This is a genomic window from Nostoc sp. LEGE 12454 (assembly GCF_056620565.1).
Window position 1 is genome coordinate 124,579 of record NZ_JBWQXL010000005.1, and the last position, 26,915, is coordinate 151,493.

Here is a 26,915-nt window from a genome sequence, read left to right on the forward strand (position 1 = left end):
TCATTGGGATAAGGCAGAAGGCAAGAGAAAGCTAAACTCCCAATACTACTTGGGTTTTGCATTTTGAACCCAAAGTTTGTTTTTGGTAAGGGTTAAGGGTTTTTAATTTCCCTTTCCCCCTTCCCCTTTCCCCCTTAACCGACAAGTATTGGCTAAACTTCAATCAAAAAGCCACTTTTCTTGAAGTAGGCAAAGTAGATATTGAGTAATTCGGTATTTATTATTGGATAAATAATATTGGTGTCAGTAAGTCCAGTCAATGTATTTTGGCAATCAAATGCTGGTAACTGCACGTTCTTTAATAATTGTTCGTCTAACAATGGCAGGAAAGCATGTAAAGCATTTGGAATATTGTGTTCTGCATTGTGTAGCAATTTAGCATACCACTCATGGTAAGAAACTTGCTCTAGCGAATAGCCCAAAGACCGAACTAAGTCACACCAATTACGCCAAGACAGACAATCAGGAGAAACAAGGTGAAATGCCTTGCCGAAGGAGTCAGGGTTTTGAGAGAGGTGAACGATCGCCCTGCTACCATAATCAACTGGGGTCAGATCGAGCGGAAATTCCAAATCCGGCACCATACCTAGTTCGATACAGCCTTTAGTCAGGCTGCAAAAGAAGTCATCCACATTGGCGATTCCCGTTTGGCTGTGTCCTGAAATTGCACCAGGTCTGTAGATGCATACAGGAAGTCCGCGATCGCGTGCTTGCATAACTAGCTTTTCTGCCACCCATTTACTCTGTAAATAACCCCCTTGCAACCCTTCAAATTCTGCCAATCCATCGGATTCTTGAATGTAGTTAGCATTTGCATAAGCAGAAGCAGAAAAGATGCCCAGCGTCGAAACAAAATGTACGGGCTTGACTTTTGTTTGAGCTGCTAGACGCAAAATCGCCTGAGTTCCCAGTACATTGGCTGCTTTGAGTTTTGTGTAGGGATAAAGAAAATTGACGAGAGCACCATTGTGATAGATGACATCAATTTGATGGCTAAGTTGATGGAATTGTGACTCGTTCAAACCTAAGTTCGGCAACGCCAAATCACCAATGACTGGAATGATGCGAGAGCGAAACTGTTCTTGCCAAAGTCCATGTGCTTGCAAATGGCTTTGGATACGTTGGCTGCCTTGTTCTAGATTCTGCGCTCGCACTAAGCAATAAACATTAGCCGTGGTCTGTTGCAGGAGTTCTTCTACTAAATACGCACCTAGAAAACCAGTTGCTCCAGTTAAGAAAATCGCCTGGGGTTGAGCGATAAACTTGAATGCTGTCGTTGGACGAATTGCCGGATCTAAGACAGCCTCTGCTGCCAAATCGATCGCTAAATTAGCAGCCATTCCTGTCTGAGCGATCGCTTCAATTACTTGAGCCACTCCCGCAATTGTTGGAACTTCCAATAATTGATGAATAGGTATGGTTACATGGAAGGTTTCTCGCAACCGAGACAGCAGTTGCACTGCCAACAAAGAATTGCCTCCCAAATCGAAGAAGTTATCGTAGATGCTGAGTGGGGATCTGTGAAGTAAGTTTTGCCACAGTTCAGCTAAGTGTTTCTCGGTTTCGGTGCGGGGTGCAACAAATGTCTGATGCTGTTGTTGGTATTGAACTTGAGACTCCTCAATTTGCTGGAGAATTTGGTCTGGTGTATGCCAATCTGAAGCAATTTTTTGGAATAAGGCGGTGTAATTGGCGGATTGTTGGGGTATTGCCCGATCGCTTTGCGTTAAACTGCCTTCAGATGCCGAATGTTTTGCTTCTTTGTCTAATCGTTCAGAAGCAATAGCGATCGCTCGACAAACATCTGCTGATAACTTATAGCAATAGCTTTCTGCTAAATATTCCTTGTTAATTGCTACCAACTGTTCTAGAAAATCCCCAATAGGCTGGTTTTTAGAACTGGGCTTGTAAATAATATCGATCTGCTTCAGTCCGCGTGCCAGGGCAATTTTACCCAGGAAATTGAGCATTTGATACTCAACTCCTCTGCCCAACACTCGACAACTGAGTAATAAGGTATCTACCACCAGGGCTGACGCTGTGGTTTGTACCATCATCATTCCTACCAAACCATAATTCCCAAAGCGGTCTTTTACATCCACAACATAGCAAGTATGAGTGTCTAACAGACAAAAGGTTTTAATTTCAGCCGACGTTCTGCGTAAGGTGGTGGTGTTAAATTGATTTGTTCGCTGCGTTAGTTGAGCAACACGATCTACCTGGGAGGGCTGCATTTCCATAATATCCACTTGCAGATTGAGGCTATTGAGGAAATTTCGCAACGTGAGAGATTCGTTTGCCGCTTGCTGACGTTGGCGATTTTGCTGGTAAACAATCGTTCGCTGTCGATCCTCTACAGTGATGTTTAGACGATCGAATGCCCAGGTATGAGCCAGGAATTGGGGAATTTCAATGGCATTTGTGGGCAATTGCAGGGTTAAGACTTCTGGACAGTGATAGCGGACTTCAGCGCATTCGATGGGGTTGTCATCAATAAAAATGAAGCTATCTAAACTCAGCCCTAGTTCTTGAGACAGCAATTTTAAGTTTTCTGATTTAGTCTGCCAATTAATCTGCCAAGCTGCCAAATGGTGACGCTTTAGCCGCATATCGGAGCGTTGGTCTAATACAGCAAAGACATCTGCTTGATTATTTTTGCTGCACAGACATAGCAACATTCCGCGATCGCACTGCTGAATCATAAATTCTTGCAATGCTTGATAGGATGAATCTATGACAATGCCCTCAACTCCATCCTCGCCACAAACACCTTGCCATAAGGTTTGATCGCAGTCTAAGACAATTACTTTATAAGGCGGTCTATGTAGGCAGTGAATTTTTCTCGCCAACATTGTTCCTAACGCGGTGAAGAATGCTGGCGTAAATGGAATATGTCCGATTTCATCGCTATAAGCATCATAGAAGTTAGTTACCGGGTAGCTTGTTGCTAACTCCTGATAATTAATAATATGTACTCCACTAATATCGGCAAGTTCTATTAATAAATTTGCTTCCACTGATTGCAAAAAAATTGCTATTTCTGCATCAGCAATTGTTGAATTACTTGGCAATAAACAAAGCAAATGGGGAATTTTAGTACGTTCGCAGCTTTGACGTAATGCCAGAACTAAATCTTGAGTATTGCGCTCAATGGAAATTTTTTGTTCGTTACTAGATAACTCTCGTGAATTCTCAGACCTAACCCAATCTTCTAACCGCACTAGAACAATATTGACTCCCGTTTCATTTTGCGATAACAGACTATCAGGAGTCAGCAGTTGTTGAAAAACTTGATTGTAGGGGGCAAAGGTAATTTCTGAGGGTAAATTGAGTTGCCGCATCCAGAAATTTAGAGAATCTCCAACTAAATCGGCAGTAAAAGTAGCTGCGATCGCCAGCTTTTGTTTTTGGTATCGACTCCTGGCTAATCTTGCTTTTCTATCAAGGTCTGTTGGTAATCTAAATTCATTGAGGCGAATATCTTTTGACTCAACCCATTGTTCTAAAATTTGGAATAAAGCGTTACCAAAAGCGTCGATTGTTTCACTTTCAAATATGTCGGTGTTATATGCAATTCCTATTTGTAAATCTGCTCCGACTTCGTAAATGTAGGTATATAAATCTAAATCAGTAGGCCCCCAAATTCCCTCGTCAATCAATGAAAACGTCAGATTGGGTAAATTTGTTAGGTCGCTCGGTAGTTGGCTGTTGACATAGCTTAATCCGGTGCGGAATGTTTGAAAAAAGGGAGTATCTTGTGCAACCCGACTCGACCCCATGACTTCAACGACTTTACCAAAGGGGACATTTTGGTGAGCATAAGCAGATAACAACACCGATCGCACTCGGCTGAGTACTTCGGCGAAAGTGGGATTGCCAGACAAATCTGTACGCAGCAACAAAGGGTAGCCAAAAAAACCAATCAGCGACTCCACTTGCGGATGAACTCGACCAGAGGCGGTAAAGCCAATTAAAATATCTTCCTGCTGAGAACACAAATAAATCAAAGCTTTAAACGCCGCTACGAAAGTCATAAAGGAAGTAATTCCCATTTGTTCGTGACTTCGTTGTTTGATTGCAGCCCACATAACAGGATCGAGTTTAAAAAACTTTCGCCGACCCTGGAAATTCTGGAGTGGCGGTCGGGGATGGTCAATGGGTAACTTTAATTCAAATGATGCCCCCTCTAGTTGCTGTTTCCAGTAAGCTAGTTCGTTTTTGAGTGCATCATTGTTGAGCCACTGGCGTTGCCATACGGCAAAGTCTCGATATTGGATCGCAGGTTCTGGCAGTGGAGAAGGCTGTCCCTTGTAGAAATGACTGTAGACTGTCGCCAGTTCCCGAATCCATAAACCCATTGAGATCATATCGCTGACAATGTGGTGAATGACGAGCAAGAGAATATGCTCGCGTGCATTTAAGCGAATGAGTTTAATCCGCCATAAAGGAGCGATCGCCAAATCAAAAGGAGCTTCGGCTGCTTCATCTGCAAGTTGCCAGAAAGTTTTTAATTGTTCGGTTGCATCTAAATGCTCAAGACTGAAAACAGATAATGTAAAAGGTTCTGGTGCAGCAATATTTTGCACGGGATTGCCTTCCCACACCCCAAATGTTGTCTGAAAGACATCGTGGCGACGGAAAATTTCATTAAGACTTTTTTCCAGGCAGTTTAAATCCAAATCGCCATTCAACCGCAAGGCTTGAGCAATATTATGAGCAGATTCTACAGCAGCTAACTGGGCCAAAATCCACAGGCGTTCCTGCTGGAAGGATACCGGCACATTTTGCGTTTGTGAAATTGGAACCAAAGGGATGGAAGCAGCACCGATTTTGTTCTGATGTAGTAACCGGATTAGCTCTACTTTATTGTTAGCTAAAGCATTCCGTAGATCGGGAGTGATAACTCCTTTAGGCGCTTGAATGCGGAGTTGTTCCCCATCAACTAATAATTTCACTCCCCGGTCTGAAAGCTCGGCTAAAAGGGCATTTAGGTTCATAGTATTATTTCTTCCACATCCTCAGTGATTTCTGTCGCCGAATTTTCGTTGAGTCCCTGTAAAGCTAGCTGTTTCAATAACAGGTCTGCTAGTTGGTTGATGCTGGAACCTTCAACAAACTTTTCTAAAGAAAGGTCAATTCCCAGTTCTGTGATGATGCGATTGCGGATTTCGATCGCCATCAAAGAATCTAGTCCGGCTTTGCTCAGTGGCTGACTGGCATCGACTCGCTCCACAGAACAACCCAACACTTTCGCAATCTTTTCTTTCAGGTAAATGGTTAAAATCTGCAAGCGATCACCGAAGTCATGAGTTTGCAATTGCTGCTGAATTTCCATCGGCGGTGGTGATGCCGATTGAGCAACCCCCACCTGAGAAAATGCCAAATATGCCGGACAAGTCCCTGGTGAGAATTGCTGCATAAATGTCAGCCAATTGAGCGGCATCACACCTACTTGAGCAACCTCCCAGGAAAAGCTCTGCTCTAAAGCTTGTAAACCTTGGGATGGCGACATCATTTCTATTCCCCGATCTTGCAGTTGCTTGCCAAGTTGACGCTTTGCTGCTATACCAATCTCAGCCCAAGCTCCCCAGTTAATACTCAATCCCGATAACCCCAATTGATGACGATAATGTGCTAGAGCGTCTAAAAAGGCATTGGCAGCGCAGTAGTTAGCTTGACCGGCGGAACCTAAAACAGAAGTGGCAGAAGAAAACAAGATGAAGAAATCGAGCGGCAAGTCTTGGGTTAATGTGTGGAGATTCCAAGCACCTTGGACTTTCGGTGCCATGACTCGATGAAAGCGCTCCCAAGTTTGCTGGAGTAAAACCCCGTCATCCCAAACTCCGGCGGCATGGATAATGCCCCGTAGAGGCGGGTGGCTGCGGCTAATTTCTGCCAATACTTCTGCCACCTGTGACTGTACAGATACGTCAGCTTGCATCGCGATCGCCGATACACCTTGCGCCTGAAGTTGCTGAATCTGGCGATCGCTGTGTTCATTTGTTCCCCTGCGTCCCATGAGGACTAAGTGCTTTGCCCCACGTTCTACTAACCAATGGGCAATTAGCAGTCCCAGTCCCCCTAATCCACCAGTAATGAAGTAGGTACTATCTGAATGGATGGGGATATCTGCTTGATTTGGATTACGGTAAGGAATGAGCCTTGCCACTTGACGCATCCCATTACGGAATGCAATTTGATTCTCTTCATCGGGTGATGTCAACTCTGCAAACATTTCATCAAGAGGGTTTTGACTTAGCCCATTATTTTCTTGCGTGTCTAAATCCACCAAGCGAAGTTGGAGTTCTGGGTGTTCTCTGACGATCGCCTTTCCCATTCCCCATAGAGGCGATTGAACTAACCCAGCACCACCGGAAACTGCTCCTTTAGTGACCACCCATAACTGAGGCGGTTTTGTACCCATCGTTTTCACTAAAGCTTGCACCAAGTACAAAGTACTGCCACAGCTAATACGGGTTGCTGCTGCCAAATCTTCCACCGTTAAGGTTGGTGCAGTTTCTTCAGTTCCCAGGCAGGGCAACTGTACCACTCCTGAGACATGCGATCGCTTGCTAAGGATTTCCGAAAGCAACTGCTGAAAATGTTCTGGGTTTTGAGTATCGAGCGTAAACTCGAACTCGCTCAACATTTCGTATTTTTGTCCGGGAAAAACTAGGATACAGGTATCTCCTCGTTCTAGAAACCGTTGAGCAAGTTGCTGACTTATACCTTGACTATCCGCTAGAATCAGCCAGTTTTGTTGTGTAACCTGCGATCGCTCCCTTCGGGCTTGAGGTCGCCACTCGATTTGATACAACCAATCTGGGGGAACTTGAGGAGAAACTGTCAATGTTGCCGAAGCGACCCTTTGAACTTGCAGACCTTCAACAACCGCTATAATCTCACCATCATCTGCAACTAATTGCAAATCGCTAATGAGCGTTTTGCCACTGTTCTCGCTAGGATGTACTCTGCCGATGCTCCATAGTCGGTTACTGGGGCGATCGCAAAATTGCAATCGCTTGATGGCGATCGGCACATAAGACTCTTTGCTACTATCTTGTGGGAATTTAGCTTGCAAAACCTGAAAACAGGCATCCAATAATGCTGGATGAAACTGATAGGTGTCTGTTTCTAAAACGCATATTTGGGGTAACTCAATCTCCCCTATCACTTCTTCTGAATCCAGCCACAACTGTTTAACTCCCCGAAAACTAGCACCATAATCAACTCCCCGTTGAAGAAATTGTTGATAATGTTCGGCTTGGTTGTGGGAAGCTACTTTCTTGTGGAGCCAGTGCGTTGCAGAAAGTTCCATCGATGGTTTGAGATTGGATGCGGTGACATTTCCAGAAACATGCAGCATCCAAGAGGGTGAAGAGTCTTCCTCATCTAATTCACAACTAAAAATTTCAAAGGAATATCCCTGTTGTTCCGTTGGCTGAAGAATTAGCTGGAGTGTTTTTTCATTTTCTGATAGGATTAATGCCCGTTTATATAGGACATTTTCTAAAATTAAATTTTTGGATTTCAAAACCTTAGCTGCTGCCCCTAAAACCATCTCTAGATAGGCAGTTCCCGGCATGATTACTTTGCCATAAATGCAATGGTCAGCTAAAAAAGCAGGAAAATTAGAATTAATTTGCGTCTGAAAACGAATCTCTTTCGAGTCTGCCAGGTGCAATCTAGAACCGAGCAGAGGATAAGAAGATTTGAGATTTGCTGAGGAGATTTGAACATTGTTTGGTTCAACCCAAAAACGCGATCGCTCAAAGGGATAATTCGGCAACACCACGCGCCGATGCTCAGATCCCCGATGAAACTCCGACCAGTTCACCGATATTCCCTGCTCATACAACGCCGCTAAACTGCCCAACATCTGCTGCCAATCTGATTCTTGCGATTTGAGGCTTGCCAGCCACAGATGTCGTGATTCTGGGATACACTGACGACCCATGCTTACCAAAATTGGGTGCGGCCCCACTTCCAAACAAGCCAAATTTCCTAACGCTGACAGGCTGACAATACTGTTAGCAAATTGCACTGACTGCAAAATATGCTGCACCCAATATTCAGGCGTGCTAATCTCCACTCCTGCCAATTGCCCTGTGATATTAGAAATAAAGCGAATATTCGGATTTGGTGTACGGTAGCTCACTTGCCGAGCAATCTGCCCAAACTCTGCCACCATTGGTTGCATCAACGGCGAATGAAAAGCATGGGAAACTTTCAGTGACTTTGTTTGCACTCCTCTGGCTTCTAAGATAGCCACAGCCGATGCGATCGCCGCAGTTGTACCAGAGATCGCGATTTGCCTTGGTGCGTTGATTGCAGCGATCGCCACCTCCGGCAATGAATCGATCGCCGCACACACTTGTGCCAAATCCGTAAATACCGCTACCATTGCCCCTGTCTGCGGTAGTGCTTGCATCAATTTACCCCGTGCGGCGATGAGTTTCAATCCATCTTCCAGACTGAATACACCTGCAACAGTTGCAGCAACATATTCGCCCACACTATGACCCATAACAACACTAGGCTTGATACCCCAAGATTGCCATAACTCAGATAATGCATATTCCAGAGCAAATAAGGCAGGTTGGGTATAGCCAGTCTCATCTAGAATATGACGCGCTAAATTTTTTTCCCTTTCCCCTTTTCCCTTTTCCCTTTCCCCTAATGGATACAGCACTTCTAACAATGGTTGCTCTAATAACGAGTTCAGAATTTCAGCACAGCGTTCTATGGCTTGCCGAAAAACAGGTTGGGTTTCGTAAAGTTCTCGTCCCATGCCGATATACTGCGAACCTTGCCCAGTGAACAGGAAAGCTACCCCTGGAGGCTGAGAGCGAGTGCGCTGATTTTCGGCAATAAATGTTGTGAGTTGATTTCTCAATTGTGCGGGTGAATCGGCAACCAAGGCCAGCCGATAATCAAAATGCGATCGCCCCACATTACTCGTATAGCAAATATCTCTCAAAGATACTTCTGAATGAGACTCTAGAAACCCCACATACCGCCGAGCTAATTCCCGTAACGCTGTCTCAGTTTTTGCCGAAAGCGTCAAGACGTGTGAAGCTACTCCCCTGCTCCCCTGCCCCTCTGCCCCTTGGTCACTGAGCGTAGCCGAAGTGCTGCCCCTCTCCCCCGGCGCTTCCTCCAAAATCACATGCACATTCGTACCGCCAACACCCAAAGAAGTTACGCCAGCCCGCCGAGGCGTTTGGTCTGTTTGCCAGTCTGATAGAGTTGTATTTACATAAAATGGACTGTTAGCAAAATCAATCTTGGGATTGGGATGTTTAAAATTTAGGCTAGGCGGTAGCAATCGGTGTTTGAGTGCCAAAACTGTTTTAATCAATCCTGCTATGCCTGAAGCTGTATCTAAATGTCCGATGTTAGTCTTCACAGAACCGATAGCGCAAAATTGTTGCTTCTGTGTTTTGCTACGAAATGCTTGGGTTAACGCTGCAATTTCAATCGGATCGCCGAGAGTCGTTCCAGTTCCGTGGGTTTCAATGTAAGTAATAGTTTCTGGATTAATATCTGCGATCGCTTGCGCTTGGGCAATCATTGCTGCCTGTCTCTGAACGCTGGGAGCCGTATAGCTGATTTTTTGGGAGCCATCGTTATTAATCGCAGAACTCTTAATGACGGCGTAAATATTATCTCCATCCGCGATCGCATCTGCCAATCGTTTCAACATCACAATGCCAACGCCATTTCCGCCAACAGTTCCTTGAGAGTTAGCGTCAAATGCTCGGCAGTGACCGTCGGGTGAAAGAATCATCCCTGGCTGATACCGATAACCAGATTTTTGGGGTACTGCGATCGCCGCAGCACCAGCCAGAGCCATATCGCATTCTCCCTGAATCAAACTCTGACACGCCTGATGGACGGCAACCAAAGAAGTTGAGCAAGCGGTTTGCACGTTGACGCTGGGTCCTTGCAAGTTCAATTTGTATGAAACCCGCGTGGGAAGAAAATCTGCACCATTAGCGATCGCCAGTTGCGAGTCATCAACGTATTCTAGTCGCTCCCGATTTGGGTAAAGATTGTGGTTCCAGTAGGTTCGACCTGCATAAAGATTCATCCCCATGCCTGCATAAACCCCGATTGACCCTGTATAAGTTGCAGGGTCGTAACCAGCATTTTCGAGTGTTTCCCAAGCACATTCTAGGAATAGACGATGCTGCGGGTCGATGATTTGGGCTTCTTTGGGAGAGATATCGAAAAACGCCGCATCAAATAAATCAATGTCAGATAAGATACCACTGGCTTTTACATAATTGGCGTCATTAAAGGATGAGGGATCGATTCCGGCTAACTCCAGTTCTTCATCGCTGAAAAATGAAATCGATTCCACGCCATTACAGCAGTTTTCCCAGAATTCATCGAGTGTTTTGGCTCCTGGAAAACGCCCAGACATACCGATGATGGCAATTTCTAATTGCTGGGTACTTTTCATCTTACCCACGCGATCGGATGGCGATAATTGCGATCGCTCCGGCAATGGCATTTGAGCTTGATTCAGAAACTCTGCTAGCGTCTGAATAGTTGGATATTGGAACAAGTCAATCAGTGACAGATGTTGCCCAAATTGTTTTTGTAACCGATCGTGAACCCGAACTAAGGTGAGCGAACTGCTACCTAGTTCAAAAAAGTTGCGATCGATACTCACTGAAGAAATGCCCAGTATGTCTTGCCATATTTGAGCTATCTGGCGTTGAATGTCAGTTTGGGGCAAAACGACTTGCCAAGGTTGGTTGTGCTTCTGATTGCTGCCAATAATTTTGGCAATGTCTATCGTACCCGTTTGTGTTAAGGGCATTTCCGCAAGCTGTACAATTTCACAATGGCTAGGAGTCCCAAAGCGATCGCCAACTCCCAAAGTTTGCTCCCAACCATGCAACCCTGCACCATCCACAGTGCTGACATAAGCGGTTAATTTCTGGACGTTATCGGCTTCTGTCTTCAGATATCGACGAATATGGGGATTGCTGCCATCTAAACCGGCAATCAGCTGCGGTTGATGACGCGATAAACCTGCTAGTAAGGAACGCCAACCCTGTTCTTGAGTAATACTCTGATAGCCCAAGCGATGAGCTGCTTCCCGGCTGTGCATGGGGTTTCCCTCGCTCATACCAACATCATCCCACTGGCTCCAGTTAAAGCAGTAAGTATCAGGATGGTAATGGTATTGCTGATACTGACAACAACCATCTAAAAAACTGTTGGCAGCAGCATAGGCACTAAAGGTTGCTCCCCCAAATACACTATTTACAGAAGAAAAGCCGATGAAAAGGGCATCTGGTCGATTCTGAATCAGTTGAAAAAGCGTCCAAGTGCCCTGAACTTTCGGGCGCAGCATGGTACGAAAGCTTTCTAGTGTAGCCACAGCTATCCAGTGATTTTCCATCACCGTCCAGTGGTGTTTGAGATCGCCTTCACCTGCGAGATGAATAATTCCTGCCAAGGGTTGATTCCATCTCAACTCTGCTTCAGTAACAGCCTGCTGCAAGCAAGTTAGATCGCAGATATCAACAGGCTTGTATAAGAAATCACCACCTATTGCCATGAGCGATCGATAATTTTTCAATCGCTTGGCGATCGCTGTATTCCCGTCGAGATGCTGCGACCATTCTGTTTCTGGTGGCAAGTTTGTTCTGCCAACAATCAGCAATCGCACACCAAATTGCTGAAGTAAATATTGGCAAACTGAAGTCCCAATTCCACCCAATCCGCCTGTTACCAGATAAGTCTGCCCTAGTTTAATTGGTATTTCCTGGGTTGGACTAACAAGCATATCGACTTTGGCAAGTGACGAGACTAGCCGTTGACCTTGACGATAAGCAATTTCACCATCACCTTTGGTAATATTTAATTCTCTTAAAACATAATTGGCATTTGTTTCCAGTGACCCAATTTCTAAGTCAATGTGGCGACAGTGCAACCAAGATAGTTCTAAAGGAATTGTTTTAAGTAATCCAATAAGTGTAGATTTTTCATAAGCGATCGCATCATCACTGCTAGTTAACTGGACGTTGTTAGAAATGACTTGTAACTGAATATTTACATTTAGTAATTGGTGTTTTTCCTTGGCATTTGCTAAGGCTTGGACTAAAAATAGAATGCTATATAACCCTAAGTATTGGGCACGTTCTAGTTCCTCTAGACTAGAAACTTGACCGATAAACTCGTTATATGTCCATAAATGGAGAATCTGAGTGGGAATATCCGATGCCAAAGACTCTAGCAACCGCCGATAGTGATCGGAATTTTCGGGATTGATGGTAAAGCGATCGCCCCGCTCAGATTTGATAAAATCCGTACCTGCTGCAACGCAGATATAAGGTTGGTTATGGCGTTCGAGTTCTGTACACAGGTAATTTCCTAAACCTAAACCATCGAGAAACACAAGGAATTTCTGAGTCGGAAGTTTAACTGGCTCCCGATGTTTGTGACTTAACTGCTTAACACACCAAATTCGGCGATAAAACCAGTCAGGTATAGTGTTGGCATTGCCACTGAGGATATCAAACTGACGGAGGATAGGTTTAAATTCACCTGATGCAAAGCGTTTAACCAGTTGCGATCGCTGGATCTTACCAATGGCCGTTTTCGGAATCACAGCTTTCTCAACTGGAATCACATAGCTGGGATTTATACCACAACGTTGGACAATTTTTTGGCGAATGGTTTGCATTAACGTTGAAATTTGCATTTCATTCGCGTTACCTGCATGGAAGAAGATAGCTAGCTGTTCTGAACTTTCTCCATCACGTACAGCTACTGCCGCAGTGTAAGAAACAACTACGCCTGCAATTTCTTCAACAACTGCTTCGATTTCATGACTATAGTAATTCAGTCCATTGACGATAATAACGTCTTTCTCTCTGCCTGTAATTGTTAAACGTCCTTGTCGCAAGAAAGCTAAATCTCCCGTCTTGAACCAGCCATCTTCTGTAAAAACCTCTAAATTCAGTTCCGGTTGACCAAAATAACCGGATGTTACTGTCAGTCCTTTGACTTGCAGCCGTCCGATGGCTTCTTCTTCAACGAGCTGGTCTTGAGCATCAACTATCCGCAGAGAAAATCCGGGAATTGGCGCTCCAACTTCTACAAATGCATCTTCATTAGTAGTGGATTCGCCAGAAAAATTGTGAGAGTAAGTCACTCCCGAACAAGTTTCAGCCATTCCCCAAGCTGGATGTATTGCCGTAGTCGGGAGTCTGTGCGCTGTCAGCAATTCTAGAAATCTTCTCGCAGTTTTGCCGACAATGGCTTCTGCACCGTTGAAGATGTATCGCACTGATGATAAATCCCAATGCCCCTGAGAAAGTTCTGCTTCGGCGGCGTTGATTAGCCCATACGCAAAATTCGGTGCAAAGGTCACACTCACGCGATAATCAGACATCCAATCAAGCCATTTCAGGGGTTGTTGCAACACCCAATCGGTGACGGCATGAATTTGTTGACAACCCACATACACATCCCGAATATGGAAATATATTAATCCGGCAACGTGATCGAGTGGCATCCAGTTTAAGGAAACATCTTCTTGGGTAAACCCATTCATCTGGACACTCGCAGCCGAACGACAGATGAGACTGCGATGGCTTTGCATAACTGCTTTCGGCGTACCTGTACTGCCAGAAGTGAGAAACAGTACTGCCAAATCATCTGGGGCAGCAACATACCAGTTAGGATCGGGATGGTGAGATTGCAACTCATCAAGGGTAGCGATCGCCAAATTCTCAACTGGTAAATCTGCCAGGGAACCTCTCAGTTCGGGTGCTAATCGCTCGCTAGTCAGCACCAAACTGGGTTCTAGCCTTTGCCAGATTTGAGCTAATTTATTAACGAAACCATGAGAGCGATCGTAACTCTGAGGAACGGATAAAGGAATTGGGATGAATCCGCCCAAAATACAGCCCCAGAAAGCAGGAATGAAATCTTGAGGTTGGTCAAATTGAAAGAGAATTCTATCTTGAGGCACAAGCCCCAACTTTCTTAAACCCGCTAAAATCCGTTGAGCTGCGTCTAATAAATCTTCGTAGGATTGATTTTGGCAAGTATCATCCGGTTGGATGTAACTAATTCCCTTTGAGGTTTGTAACGCTGCCCTTTGGAGGAGTTCCACTAAGTTAGCGATCGCGTCTGTTTCAACTTGCAAAGGTTCGCCATGACTAATTGCTTTGGCTTTTGGGTGAGAAATCTGAAATTTTGAAGACTCAAATTTTTGATTTACGCCACCGGATTCTAGTTTTTCTCTAGAATCCTCTAATTGAAAATTGAGCTTTGTTGCTTGTGGATTCCCTAGCAAATCCCAAACGTGTAATGGTGGTAGTTGTTTCGTCTGGTCTTGTACGATAACTGCGACTTGGTTAATCGAGGGGAGCGATCGCAAAGACGACTCCCAACGCTGTACCAAATCGATATCGATCGCCACCAAATCAGTTAGTCGGCGATCGTCAATCAGTCCCTCGCTGGTGAGCGGCAATCTGGATAACCAAACGTAGGATTGAGGCAGGATAGTGTTTGGCGAATGAACCCGCAAATATGCATTTAGTTGTGCCAACGAACATTTTCCTGATGCAACTATGTAGGCAACTAACCACATATCTGCGGTTTCTGTTTCTCGGATTAATACCCGACACTCTTCAATTTCTGGATGGGTCAGGAGTGCAGTTTCCAGTGCTGCTTGCAGGGCTGCTTGGTCTGCTAAGTTTGCCTGAAAACCATTGAGGGTACTAATTTTCTCCAACATTCATAAGCTCCAAACTAACTTAGACACGTTTGCTGTTGCGGGATGTCTTCACTTCTACAAGCAACCCTATTAGTTGGTGATTTTATATAACAGGCAACAGCTAATAGGCAACAGGCTTAAAAGTCCTTGGTGTCGGGGTTTGACGATCGGTTGATGTCTTAACCTACCAAGGCAACTGCTATATATGCGTTTTTTGGTCGGTTTTTGACATATTTGCTGTTCAAGGTCGCGACCTTGTGAATATTGAGAATACATGAAATTTTTTCGTAGTTACTAACTTCGTGACCATTTGTTACAAGTGACGTTAAAAGAGAATTTGGAAAGATTAAACTTAAAGCTTTGTAAATATTTGCTAGCAAGTTTTAGGAAGATTTTTGGATAAAATTCACTTGGTTTGAAGTGCAACGGTGTCGAAAAACAAAACTATGTAAACAAAAATAAATTAACTTGTAACTCCTTTTGTTGTTGTATCTTGTTAAATTCATTGTTCTTTTTTTTATAATTAATATTTCTGCAAACTTACTTAACTGGTTCCCAATCCGTCGTCACGATTAACAATTAAAATATTGCAATTTTGGTTTCCATCCTGTTTGTAAATAAACCGATCTACGCTGTTAAGAGCTAGATAAACTCCCAAACCGCCAATCTGTCGTTGCTGTAGCGACTTGTTCAAATCATCTGGAGTTAACTTCTGAGTAGGGTTGAAGGGAACACCAGTATCTTTAATCGCAATGGTCAAGGAGCGATCGTCAAAATCGGCTTTTAAAATCAAAATGCCTTCGCGATTTGCTGCCTTATAGCCGTAATTAATGATGTTTGTAGCGATTTCATCCACTGCCAAACGCAGTCTATAGGAAGTTTTTTTATCCAAACCTGCTAGCATTGCTGCTGCCATCACATATTCTGCGATCGCCTTTAAAGAGTCCAGTGTTCCAGGCACAGTTAAAGGTTCCATATTTTACGGATTGGGGGTGAGTGAAAGGATGAAATTTTAGTCTTGTGCCTTTCTCTGCACAATCAGCATTGTGATGTCATCAAACTGAGGTGCGTTGCTGATGTGAGCGAACAAATCAGTTGTAATACGCTCTAGCAAGAGAGATGGCAAAAGCGCAGATCGATCTAGGAGCGATCGCAGTCGCTTTTCAGTAAAAAACTGACCGCTGGGGCTGCGTGCCTCAGTTACCCCATCGGTATAGCCAATTAAAATATCGCCTGGTTCCAACTGTACTTGTTGAATTTTAAATTTCATATTAGGCATCATCCCTACTGCTGGCCCGGTTGAGTTGAGACTGGCTTTGATACCAGTCTCACCGACAACAAACAGAGTTTCGTGTCCACCATTGATATAAGTGAGAATGCCATTTGCCGGATCTAGCACGCCAAAAAACAGCGTAGCAAACATACTCATCTGGGCGTGCTGCTGGGCGATGTAGTTATTCGTGAGTGCTACTGCTTTCAGGGGGTTAATTTGGTATAAATTGGTTGCCATCTCTGACTCCAGCAAAATCGATAATTCCGCCTCATTGGCAATAATAGAGAGTCCGCCCAAACTAATTTGTCCCGAAAAAATACGGATTAAGCTCCGAAACAAAGCCATAAATAACGCAGCGCCTACACCTTTGTCGGCGACATCAGCAATAACTAGCCCCAAGTAATCGCCAGGTAGCATAAAAACGTCGTAGAAGTCTCCAGCAACTTGACGCGCAGGAGAGAAAAACGTGGCAATCTCTAAATTAGGTAGCTGTGGGATTTCGTTGGGTAGAAAATCTCTCTGAATTTGCCGCCCTTTTTCTAATTCGTAGTTGAGTGCTTTGGAATAGGTTTCAATTTTCCCATAAAGCTGGGCATTTTCTAAAACTATAGCGATTTGGTCAGCAGTGAGCTGCATCAGATGGGCAATTTCTAGGCTAAAGTGCCCCGGTTCTTGGTGTAGCAAGGTAAGAATGCCTAACACCTCTTCATTCCTGAGAATGGGAACAGCTAATGCTGAACGTACAGTGTAAGGCTGATTAGGCAACTGCAACCAACGATCGTCGGTTTCTGTGTCTACGATCAATCCTATCTGGCGCTGTCTGTATACCCAACCAGCAAGCCCCTGTGCTAAAACACAACCAATCAAGCGATCGCGCTCCGCTTGTGCTGTTTCTCTTTGTGTGAGGATACTATCGATGACAGCACCCTGGCGATCGAGTAAAAACAGACTGCCTTTTTGGGCACCAGTAAGCTGACTACAAACATCTAACGTGTCTTGTAAAGTAGCTTTCAACATCTCTTCTTCGGGTGAAGCGCGGATGATTGTTGCTACTGAATGCTCCAGCAGCTTTTTTTGAGCTTGGAAAGCAGCTTTTTCTGTTTTTAATTCAGCTACCTCTCGCCGCAGGGACTTCAGTTCCTCAATTAGCTGTTGATTCTCTGCTATGCCATTCTCTTCATAAGATTGTTGGATCATAAATAGACCTGTCGCTTTATTATAGGGTTAAGATTTAGCATGGGAATTGCTTAACTGATTGAATGCATCTGCTAATTAGATAGAAATTCCACAAGTCTCCTGCGCTAACTATTAAGTTATTTTGATATAAAACTCATCCCTTAAATAGTTGAGAATTTATAAAGTTTGTGCATAAAAAGTGAAATCTTGGTATTCTAAACAATACCAAGATTTTCTCGGAGAACACCAAGATTTTCTCGGAGAACACCAAAATTTTTTGGAGAACACTAAAATTTTTCGGAGAACACCAAAATTTATCAAACTGATGGCTTCATCAGTCTGATAAATCTTTAATACCTTCATTTACTCGCAGATGTTGGTTTTGCTTGTCAATGGGCTAGAGATTAGCGATCATCTGAACAATTTCCAGGTTTTAGGAGTAGCCATGCATGGAAAAACAACATACTAGTGAGACGCTAGTAGACGTATTGCGCTACAGAGCTATTCAGCAACCTCAGACGCTAGGCTATACCTTTTTGGTAGATGGTGAATCTGAGGGAAGTAGACTCACGTATGGAGCATTGGATAAAGAGGCAAGAGCGATCGCTACCTACTTGCAAACATTTGCAAAGCCAGGCGATCGCGTACTCCTGCTCTACCCACCTGGTTTAGAATTTATTACTGCCTTTTTCGGCTGCTTATATGCTGGTCTGATCGCGATTCCTGCCTATCCCCCTCGGCAAAATCAGTCGATTGCTAGGTTGGGTGCGATCGTTTCCGACGCCCAAGCAACTGCCATCCTGACAACAACAGCACTATTGCCAATCGTTAAGAACTACTTTGCAGACAATCCAGAACTAGCATCTCTAAAACTGTTAGCCAGCGATGCGATTTCTGATGCGATTGCACAGGAATGGCAAGCACCTAATATTGATGGAAATACTTTAGCGTTCCTGCAATACACCTCCGGTTCTACGGGAATGCCTAAAGGAGTGATGGTCAGCCACAGCAATCTGCTGCACAATTTAGCCTACATTGACCAAGGTTGGAATCACACAGCTAATAGCGTGATGGTGACGTGGATTCCGTTCTTTCACGACATGGGGCTAATTTATGGAGTACTCCAACCTTTGTACTACGGCTTTCCTAGCTATATCATGGCGCCCGTGTCCTTTATTGGGCGTCCGATTCGCTGGCTGCAAGCTATTTCCCGCTATCAGGCAACCCATAGCAGCGCACCCAACTTTGCCTATGAACTATGCCTTCGGAAGATTACCGCAGAACAACGTGCTAGCTTAAATCTCAGTTCTTGGCAAGTTGCTTCCAACGGTGCCGAGCCAGTCAAAGCAGAAACGCTGCAACGGTTTGCCAAAGCATTTGCCTCCTGTGGGTTTCAAGAAACAGCTTTTTGTCCAGCATACGGGCTAGCTGAGGCAACGCTGAAAGTGACTACCGTAGAGGCACACACTCAGCCAATAACGATCGAGGTAGAGGCAACCGCACTGGCACAAAATCGGGTAGTGCTGGCAACAGCAGAGAATTCCAAGGCGCGGCTTTTAGTTGGATGTGGCAATAGCCAGCAGGGCGATACCCAAATTGCGATCGCTCATCCTGAATTATTGACGCGATGTTTACCAGATGAAGTCGGTGAAATTTGGGTAGCGGGAGCGAGTGTCACCCAAGGCTATTGGCAGCAACCTGAGAACACAAAATACACTTTTGCAGCTTATTTAGCAGATACAGGGGAAGGCCCGTTTCTCCGTACAGGAGACTTAGGCTTTTTACAAGATGGCGAGCTATTTATCACCGGAAGACTCAAGGATTTAATTATTATTCGAGGACACAATCATTATCCTCAAGACATTGAACTCACAGTTACAAATAGTCATTCGGCTTTGGGAAGGCAGGGAGTAGCCGCATTTTCTATTGAGATAGACGGTGAAGAACAACTCGTTGTGGCGTGTGAAGTAGAGCGAACTGCTGTGCGGAAGCTTGATGCAAGTGAGGTAATTGGCTCCATTCGACAAGCAGTAACAACACAGCACGAGTTAGAAGTTTATGCCGTCTTGCTGTTAAAACCAGCCAGTATCCCCAAGACTTCCAGTGGGAAGATTCAACGCTATGCCACTCGCGCAGGATTTTTGGCGGGGACTTTGGAAGTGGTGGGAGAGTGGAGGAAGGCAGGGGAGCAGGGGAGCAGGGGAGCAGGGGAGCAGGGGAGCAAGGGAGCAAGGGAGCAAGGGAGCAGGGGAGCAGGGGAGCAGGGAGAATTGAGAAGTCGCAAATCAGGAGACAAGGGGGCGGCGGAAATTCAAGACTGGTTGGTAAATAAGATTTCTCAGCGACAAAACATTGCACCCCAATCTATAGATCCGCGTGAATCGTTTGCTTACTACGGGTTAGATTCGATTGCCGCAGTGAGTTTGTCGGCAGATTTAGAAGATTGGTTAGGTTGTCAGTTGTTGCCTACTTTGGCTTACGATTACCCGACGATCGCAACTCTATCAGCCTATCTCACACAAACTTTATCCCAACGGCGAGAATCTCCAGAACCTACACCAAATTTCAAATCTGTCGAGGCGATCGCGATTATTGGTCTTGACTGCCGCTTTCCCAAAGCTAATAACCCAGAAGCCTTTTGGCAATTACTACGAAATGGTGAAAGTGCCATTGACCAAATTCCCGCTAATCGTTGGGATTCCCATCTTTTCTATAACCCAATCCCCGCCCAACCAGGGAAAATGAGTACTCGTTGGGGTGGATTTATTGAGCAAGTTGACCAATTCGACCCCCAGTTTTTTGGCATTTCTCCTCGTGAAGCCGAGCGGATGGACCCGCAGCAAAGGCTGTTATTAGAAGTGAGTTGGCAGGCTTTAGAAAATGCTGGATTAGCAAGCGATCGCTTGACAGGCAGCAACAGTGGTGTATTTATCGGCATCAGTACCAATGACTATGCTCGATTCCAGTTTGATCGGTTGTCTGATATTGATGTCTATGCCAGCACAGGCAACGCTCTGAGCATTGCTGCTAACCGCCTATCCTATCAGTTCGATTGGCACGGCCCCAGTTGGGCAGTCGATACTGCCTGTTCTTCATCTCTGGTTGCAGTTCACCAAGCTTGCCAGAGTTTACGTTTAGGGGAATGTGACTTGGCTTTGGCAGGTGGTGTTAATTTAATTCTCACCCCCCAAATGACAATCGCCCTCTCCCAAGCAAGATTCATGTCAGGGGATGGTCGCTGTAAAACCTTTGATGCGGATGCAGATGGTTATGTTCGGGGAGAAGGTTGTGGAATCGTAGTGCTGAAGCGTTTGACTGATGCCATCAAAGATGGGGATAATATCCTGGCGCTGATTCGCGGATCGGCAGTCAATCAGGATGGTCACAGCAATGGGCTGACTGCTCCTAGAGGAATTGCCCAACAAGCTGTTATCCATCAGGCGCTTGTTAATGCTGGAGTCGCACCCGCAGCGATTAGCTATGTTGAGGCTCATGGGACAGGTACAGCCTTGGGCGACCCGATTGAAGTTAATTCTTTGCAATCAGTGTTGATGTCAGGTCGTTCTCCAAACCAACCTTGTGCGATCGGTTCGGTGAAGACTAATATTGGTCATTTAGAATCAGCAGCCGGAATTGCAGGGTTAATTAAAGTTGTACTGGCTTTGCAACATCAAGAGATTCCCGGTACGCTTCATCTCAAGGAGCTAAATCCGAAGATTTCCATCCAAGACACGCCTTTTTCAATTCCCCGCGAAACTCAGAAGTGGTCCGCTGTTGGAGAGCAACGTTTTGCAGGAGTAAGTTCCTTTGGCTTCGGCGGTACGAATGCCCATGTTGTTCTTGAGGAAGCGCCGGAAGAGGGCGGAGGGGCAGGGGGGCAGAGGGGCAGGGGGGCAGGGGAGCAGGGGGGCAGGGAAATAAATTTCCATCTCCAATCTGTGCTGACGCTTTCGGCAAAAAGTGAAATAGCGTTACGGGAATTAGCTCGGCGGTATGTGGCGTTTCTGGAGCTTCATTCAGAAGTAGCTCTGGGGGATATTTGTTATACGAGCAATGTCGGGCGATCGCATTTTAACCATCGGCTAGCTCTGGTTGCAGAATCCTCCGAGCAACTTCGGGAGGAACTCGCAGCGTTCATTAATGACTCACCGCCTTCTAGAACAGGCGATCGTTGTCAGGGAGTTGCTTTCCTGTTCACTGGTCAAGGTTCGCAATATATCGGTATGGGGCGGGAACTTTACAACACGCAACCCGTTTTCCGGCAAGCTATAGAACGCTGTGCTGAAATCCTACAGCCATACTTAAATCAACCTCTGTTAGAGGTTCTATATCCTACGAGTGAGTTAGACAACCCAACTCAAGCTTCTATTAACGAAACCGCCTATACCCAACCTGCTTTATTTGCATTGGAATATGCATTGTCTAAGCTATGGCAGTCCTGGGGAATCAAACCGAGTGTGGTGATGGGACACAGTATCGGCGAGTATGTTGCTGCTTGTGTAGCAGGAGTGTTCAGTCTGGAAGATGGACTGAAGTTGATTGCCGCACGGGGGAAACTGATGCAAGCATTACCGTCTGTGGGAGCAATGGTAGCGGTTTTTGCCCAGTCGCAAGAAGTATCGAGCATCATCGATGAGTATTCGGATGTGGCGATCGCAGCAATGAACGGCGCACATCTGATAATCTCAGGTGGATCTCAATCTATTACATCAGCTGTGGCCAGGTTAGAGGCAAAGGGAGTGAAAACAAAACCACTTGAGGTTTCCCATGCTTTTCATTCGCCATTGATGGAACCCATGCTGGCGGAGTTTGAGCAAATTGTCCAGCAAGTAAACTACTGTGCGCCAAACCCCGATATTCGCTTTATTTCTAATCTCACAGGTAAACTCGCAAAAGCAGAGATCGCCACGCCTGAATATTGGGTAAAACATGTAACGCAGCCAGTCCGGTTTGCTGATGGAATGGCAACTCTAGCAGAACTGGGAGCATTAGCGTATTTGGAAGTAGGGCCGCAACCGATTTTGTTGGGAATGGGTCGCCAGTGCTTATCGGGTAGGGAAAATATCTGGCTTCCCAGCCTCAAAAAGGAATCGAATTCACAGCAGATGTTGTGCAGTTTGGCAACTTTGTACGAGTCTGGAATATCAGTTGATTGGGTAGGCTGCCATCATGACTCTCAACATCGTCGGGTAGTGTTGCCCAATTATCCCTTTGAGCGATCGCGCTTCTGGATGGAAACTGCATCTAGTGACGTGACTGCTAGAGAATCGCTCTGCCCGCCAGCAGAAATCAAGCGTTTGCTCATGCCCCAGTTGGCTGAATTGACAGCCCAACTCAGTCTCAAACACTATGGGGAAGCCCTAAGTAATTTGGAATCCCTAAGTATCCTTTATGTGGTGGCGGCATTCCGGCAGATGGGGTGGAATTTGCAGCTAGGCGATCGCTATTCCATCCCCCAACTCACCAAACTAGGAGTCATTGAGCAACATCAGAAACTCGCTTTGCGCCTGTTAGAAATGCTGGTTGAAGAGGGGATGCTTCAGCGAATTGGTAATCAGTGGGAAGTAACTCGAATACTAGAGTTACCCACACCAGAAGCGCAACTGCATAAACTGCGATCGCAATATCCCCAAGCAAATGCAGAACTGACACTGCTAGAGCGTTGCGGTTCGCACCTGGCTCAAGTACTCCAAGGTGAAACTCGCCCACTGGAGTTGCTATTTCCCCAAGGCGATTTGACAGCATTAACCCAGCTTTACCAGGATTCTCCCGGCGCAAATGTGATGAACGCGCTAGTCCAAAAGGCAATCTCAACCGCGATTTCCACTGCTACAGTACGTATTTTGGAAATTGGAGCCGGAACTGGCGGAACAACTGCTTACCTCCTACCTCATCTCCCAGCAGATCGAACTGAATATGTCTTCACAGACTTAGGAACGTGGTTCACTTCCAAGGCTCAAGAGAAATTCCGAGATTACCCATTTGTCCGCTATCAGTCTTTAGACATCGAACAAGACCCCCAATCTCAGGGATTTACTAACCATCAATACGACATCATTGTGGCAGCAAATGTCCTGCACGCAACCGAGGATTTACAGCAAACCTTACGTCACGTTCGCAGCCTATTAGCACCGGGAGGATTATTAGTGTTGCTAGAGGGAACAAGTCCCCGACGCTGGTTAGATTTGGTCTTTGGATTAACGCCAGGGTGGTGGAAATTCTCAGACTACGATCTGCGACCATTCTACCCTTTGTTAGCAGTGACTGACTGGCTGGAATTGTTGTCTGATTGTGGGTTTCAAGAGGCTGTGCATCTTGCGCCTGATTGCGAAGCGATCGGCGATTCATTCCAACAGATTGTCATCCTGGCTCAGAGCATAAGCAGCAATAACCCAGTTAACCACAATCATCTTCCATCGCCCATTGCTGCCACCATCAACACGCCACAATCAACATTTCTCCAATCGCTAGTAACCAAGCCTGTACGAGTGCGACAGGAGGAATTAGTAGCTCATGTCCGCTCACTAGTAGCCAAAGTTTTAGGCTTAAAGCAACCCCATTCCATCGGTTTGCAGCAAGGGTTCTTTGAATTAGGGATGGATTCATTAACTGCTACGGAGTTGAAAGAGCAATTGCAAAATAGTTTAGGCTGTTCCCTTTCCCCAACCACACTATTTGATTATCCGACGGTGGCAGCGTTGGCAAATTATATAGAAACGCAAGTGTTGTCGCTCTTAGAACCACAAGAATCAGCCTCTAACTCAGATTTAGAGCAACAAGCCTCACTGCAAGAATCATTACAAAAGAGAGTGAAATTGTCATCACCCGACCAATCGCTTGACGAAATTGCAGATTTGCTGGCTGCAAAACTAGCATCAATCAGAGAGGGAAAACTGCTATGAGTCGTCCTTCAGAAACCAGAGATTATGGACAATTGATGCAGAGCGCATTGCTGGAGCTATCGGCCCTACAAGCAAAGCTCAATACCCTCGAACATGCTGCAACTGAACACATTGCAGTTATCGGTATTGGTTGCCGCTTTCCTGGAGGAGTTAACTCTCCAGAGGAGTTATGGCTGTTATGCAAAAATGGTGGTGATGCGATCGCCGAAGTCCCTAGCGATCGCTGGGATGTAGATGCTTACTACGATCCCGATCTAAGTAGTTATGACAAAACTAACACCCGTTGGGGTGGCTTTTTAGCAAATATCAATCAATTCGATCCTGCCTTTTTCGGAATTTCCGTAAGCGAAGCAGCTAGTATTGACCCCCAACAACGACTGCTATTGGAAGTAAGTTGGGAGGCATTAGAAAACGCTGGATACGACCCCTTACAATTAGCTGGTTCTCAGACTGGTGTGTTTGTGGGAATTGCCACTTGTGATTATTACAAAGCCATGACCGCAATTCCCACTAGAGCCGGAACTGGAATTGCCAATAGTATGGCGGCAAATCGCCTGTCCTACTTTTTGGATGTGCGAGGCCCTAGCGTCACAATCGACACTGCTTGTTCGTCGTCCCTGGTTGCCATTCATACCGCTTGCCTAAGTCTGCGGCATCGAGAGTCAAATCTCGCATTGGTGGGCGGTGTGAATATTATGTTGTTACCGGAGGTGAATATTACCTTTTCTCAGGCTGGAATGATGTCATCTGATGGACGTTGCAAAAGCTTTGATGCTACAGCCGATGGCTACGTCCGAGGAGAAGGATGTGGAGTAGTTATCCTGAAGCGTCTTTCAGATGCAGTTAAAGATGGCGATCGCATTCTAGCGTTACTGCGGGGAAGCGCCGTGAATCACAACGGTCGCAGTGTTGGCCTAACAGCACCAAATGGATTGGCTCAACAAGCAGTGATTCGGCAAGCACTGGCAAATGCGAAGGTGGCATCCCATGAAATTGATTATGTTGAGGCACATGGTACGGGTACTCCAATGGGTGATGCCATTGAGCTACAAGCAATCTTAGGGGTACTAGGACAGGGGCGAACCCTTGACCAACCCTGCGGACTTGGTTCTGTGAAAACTAATATTGGCAATCTAGAAGCTGCTGGTGGAATTGCCGCATTCATCAAAACTGTCCTCTGTTTGCAACAAGGAGCAATTCCCCCTCATCCCCATTTCAAAACCATCAATCCTCATATTGACATCAAGTCAACACCATTCTTGATTCCTACAATCGCTCGTCCGATAGATATCAAGCCTCGGTTTGCTGGCGTTAATTCCTTTGGCTTTGGCGGCACTAATGCTCATGTAGTACTGGAAGCAGCAGAGGAGGGCAGAGGGGCAGGGGGGCAGGGGAGCAGAGGGGCAGGGGAGCAGAGGGGCAGGGGGGCAGAGGGGCAGGGAGTAGCTTCACATATCAAATCGCTGTTGACGCTTTCGGCAAAAACTGAGATAGCGTTACGGGAACTAGCAAGTTACTATGCAGATAGTTTAGAAAACCATGCTTCTCAATCGATTCCTGATATCTGTTTTACAACTAATATCGGTCGGTCACATTTTAACTATCGTCATGCCATCATTTCATCAGGCGATTTACCTCATTTAATCTCCCAACTGAGGACATTCGCCACTAGCAAACAGACAACAGGACGGCTACAGCCGGAGAATAGACCGAAGATTGCATTTTTGTTTGCTGGACAGGGTTCGCAATACGTTGGTATGGGATGGGAACTTTACAACAGCCAACCTATTTTCCGTGCCGCCTTAGATGATTGCGATCGCATCTTACGCTCTTATTTGGATCGGCCACTGCTGGAAGTACTGTATCCATTAGGGGAAAGAAACTCAGCGCCTTATCTTCTAGATGAAACTGCCTATGCCCAACCTGCTCTATTTGCCGTAGAGTATGCCTTAGTGAAATTGTGGCAGTCATGGGGAATTGAACCCGATGCGGTGATGGGTCATAGCGTCGGAGAGTATGTAGCTGCTTGTGTGACAGGTGTATTCAGCTTGGAGGAAGGACTGTACTTGAGCGCCGAACCCGGACGACTGATGGCAACACAGCCCAGAGAAGGGCAAATGGTGGCGGTGTTTGCAGCTAAGGAGATTGTAGAAGAGGCGATCGCATCATACCAAGATGCTGTTGCCATTGCTGCCTTTAACGGCCCCAGCCAAACTGTGATTGCGGGGGATAGACAAGCGGTTTCAGCAGCAATCGCCCGTCTGGAATCGGATTTCATTATGACTCGCGAGTTGAATGTTGCCCACGCATTTCACTCACCCTTAGTAGACCCCATCCAAAATGCCTTTGAGCAGACTTTGAGGAAAATGCAGTTTCATCGCCCTTGTCTACCGTTTATCTCTCATCTCTCGGGAGAATTCGAGCCAGGGGTACTAGATGCCAACTACTGGCGCTCCCAACTGCGATCGCCCGTGCGTTTCGATGGAGGTATCCAGACCTTAGCAGAGGCAGGGTATGAGATTTTCCTGGAGATTGGGCCAACAGATACTCTGGCAAGTATGGGTAAGCGCTGTCTACCTAAAAATACTGCCGCTTGGTTGTCTTCTTTAAGACAAGGGCATGATGACTGGCGATCGCTCCTCGACAGCCTAGCTACCTTATACATGAAGGGTATAAACATTAATTGGGCAGAATTTCATAGAGATTCTCCCAGACAACGAGTTGCTCTGCCCACTTATCCTTTCCAGCGTCAACGCTGTTGGATTGACTCCCTTTGAGGGAATCCCAAATAAAAAATATCCCACTGTTCCCTGTC

The 26,915-nt window shown here is 45.7% G+C and carries 6 protein-coding genes; 2 read left to right on the forward strand and 4 right to left on the reverse strand.

The window, feature by feature from the left end:
- Positions 1–152: 152 nt before the first annotated feature.
- The 4 genes from AC1F2U_RS07490 to AC1F2U_RS07505 all read right to left on the reverse strand — a co-directional run bounded on the left by AC1F2U_RS07490 (position 153) and on the right by AC1F2U_RS07505 (position 17,219).
- Positions 153–4,997: a thioester reductase domain-containing protein gene (locus AC1F2U_RS07490; RefSeq protein ID WP_480260533.1), complete on the reverse strand. Its 4,845-nt coding sequence runs from the start codon at positions 4,995–4,997 to the stop codon at positions 153–155.
- Positions 4,994–14,770 carry an SDR family NAD(P)-dependent oxidoreductase gene (locus AC1F2U_RS07495; protein WP_480260534.1) on the reverse strand — a complete coding sequence of 3,259 codons (9,777 nt, stop codon included), beginning with the start codon at positions 14,768–14,770 and terminating at the stop codon, positions 4,994–4,996. Before AC1F2U_RS07495 ends, AC1F2U_RS07490 begins: the two co-directional genes overlap by 4 nt.
- Before the next feature lie 523 nt (positions 14,771–15,293).
- The gene (locus tag AC1F2U_RS07500) at positions 15,294–15,725 is read right to left on the reverse strand and encodes an ATP-binding protein (protein WP_480260535.1); all 432 of its coding nucleotides are present in this window, start codon (positions 15,723–15,725) and stop codon (positions 15,294–15,296) included.
- 36 nt (positions 15,726–15,761) lie between these two features.
- The gene (locus AC1F2U_RS07505) at positions 15,762–17,219 is read right to left on the reverse strand and encodes a PP2C family protein-serine/threonine phosphatase (protein WP_480260536.1); all 1,458 of its coding nucleotides are present in this window, start codon (positions 17,217–17,219) and stop codon (positions 15,762–15,764) included.
- 428 nt (positions 17,220–17,647) lie between these two features.
- On the opposite strand from AC1F2U_RS07505, the gene AC1F2U_RS07510 reads away from it, so the two are divergent.
- Together AC1F2U_RS07510 and AC1F2U_RS07515 are read left to right on the forward strand one after the other, a co-directional pair.
- Entirely contained in the window at positions 17,648–24,100 is a 6,453-nt protein-coding gene (locus AC1F2U_RS07510; protein WP_480260537.1) for a beta-ketoacyl synthase N-terminal-like domain-containing protein, read from the forward strand.
- Complete coding sequence (locus tag AC1F2U_RS07515) at positions 24,097–26,877, forward strand: type I polyketide synthase (protein WP_480260538.1); 2,781 nt, start codon at positions 24,097–24,099, stop codon at positions 26,875–26,877. The genes AC1F2U_RS07510 and AC1F2U_RS07515 overlap by 4 nt, the downstream gene beginning before the upstream one ends.
- The last annotated feature ends 38 nt before the right edge of the window (positions 26,878–26,915 follow it).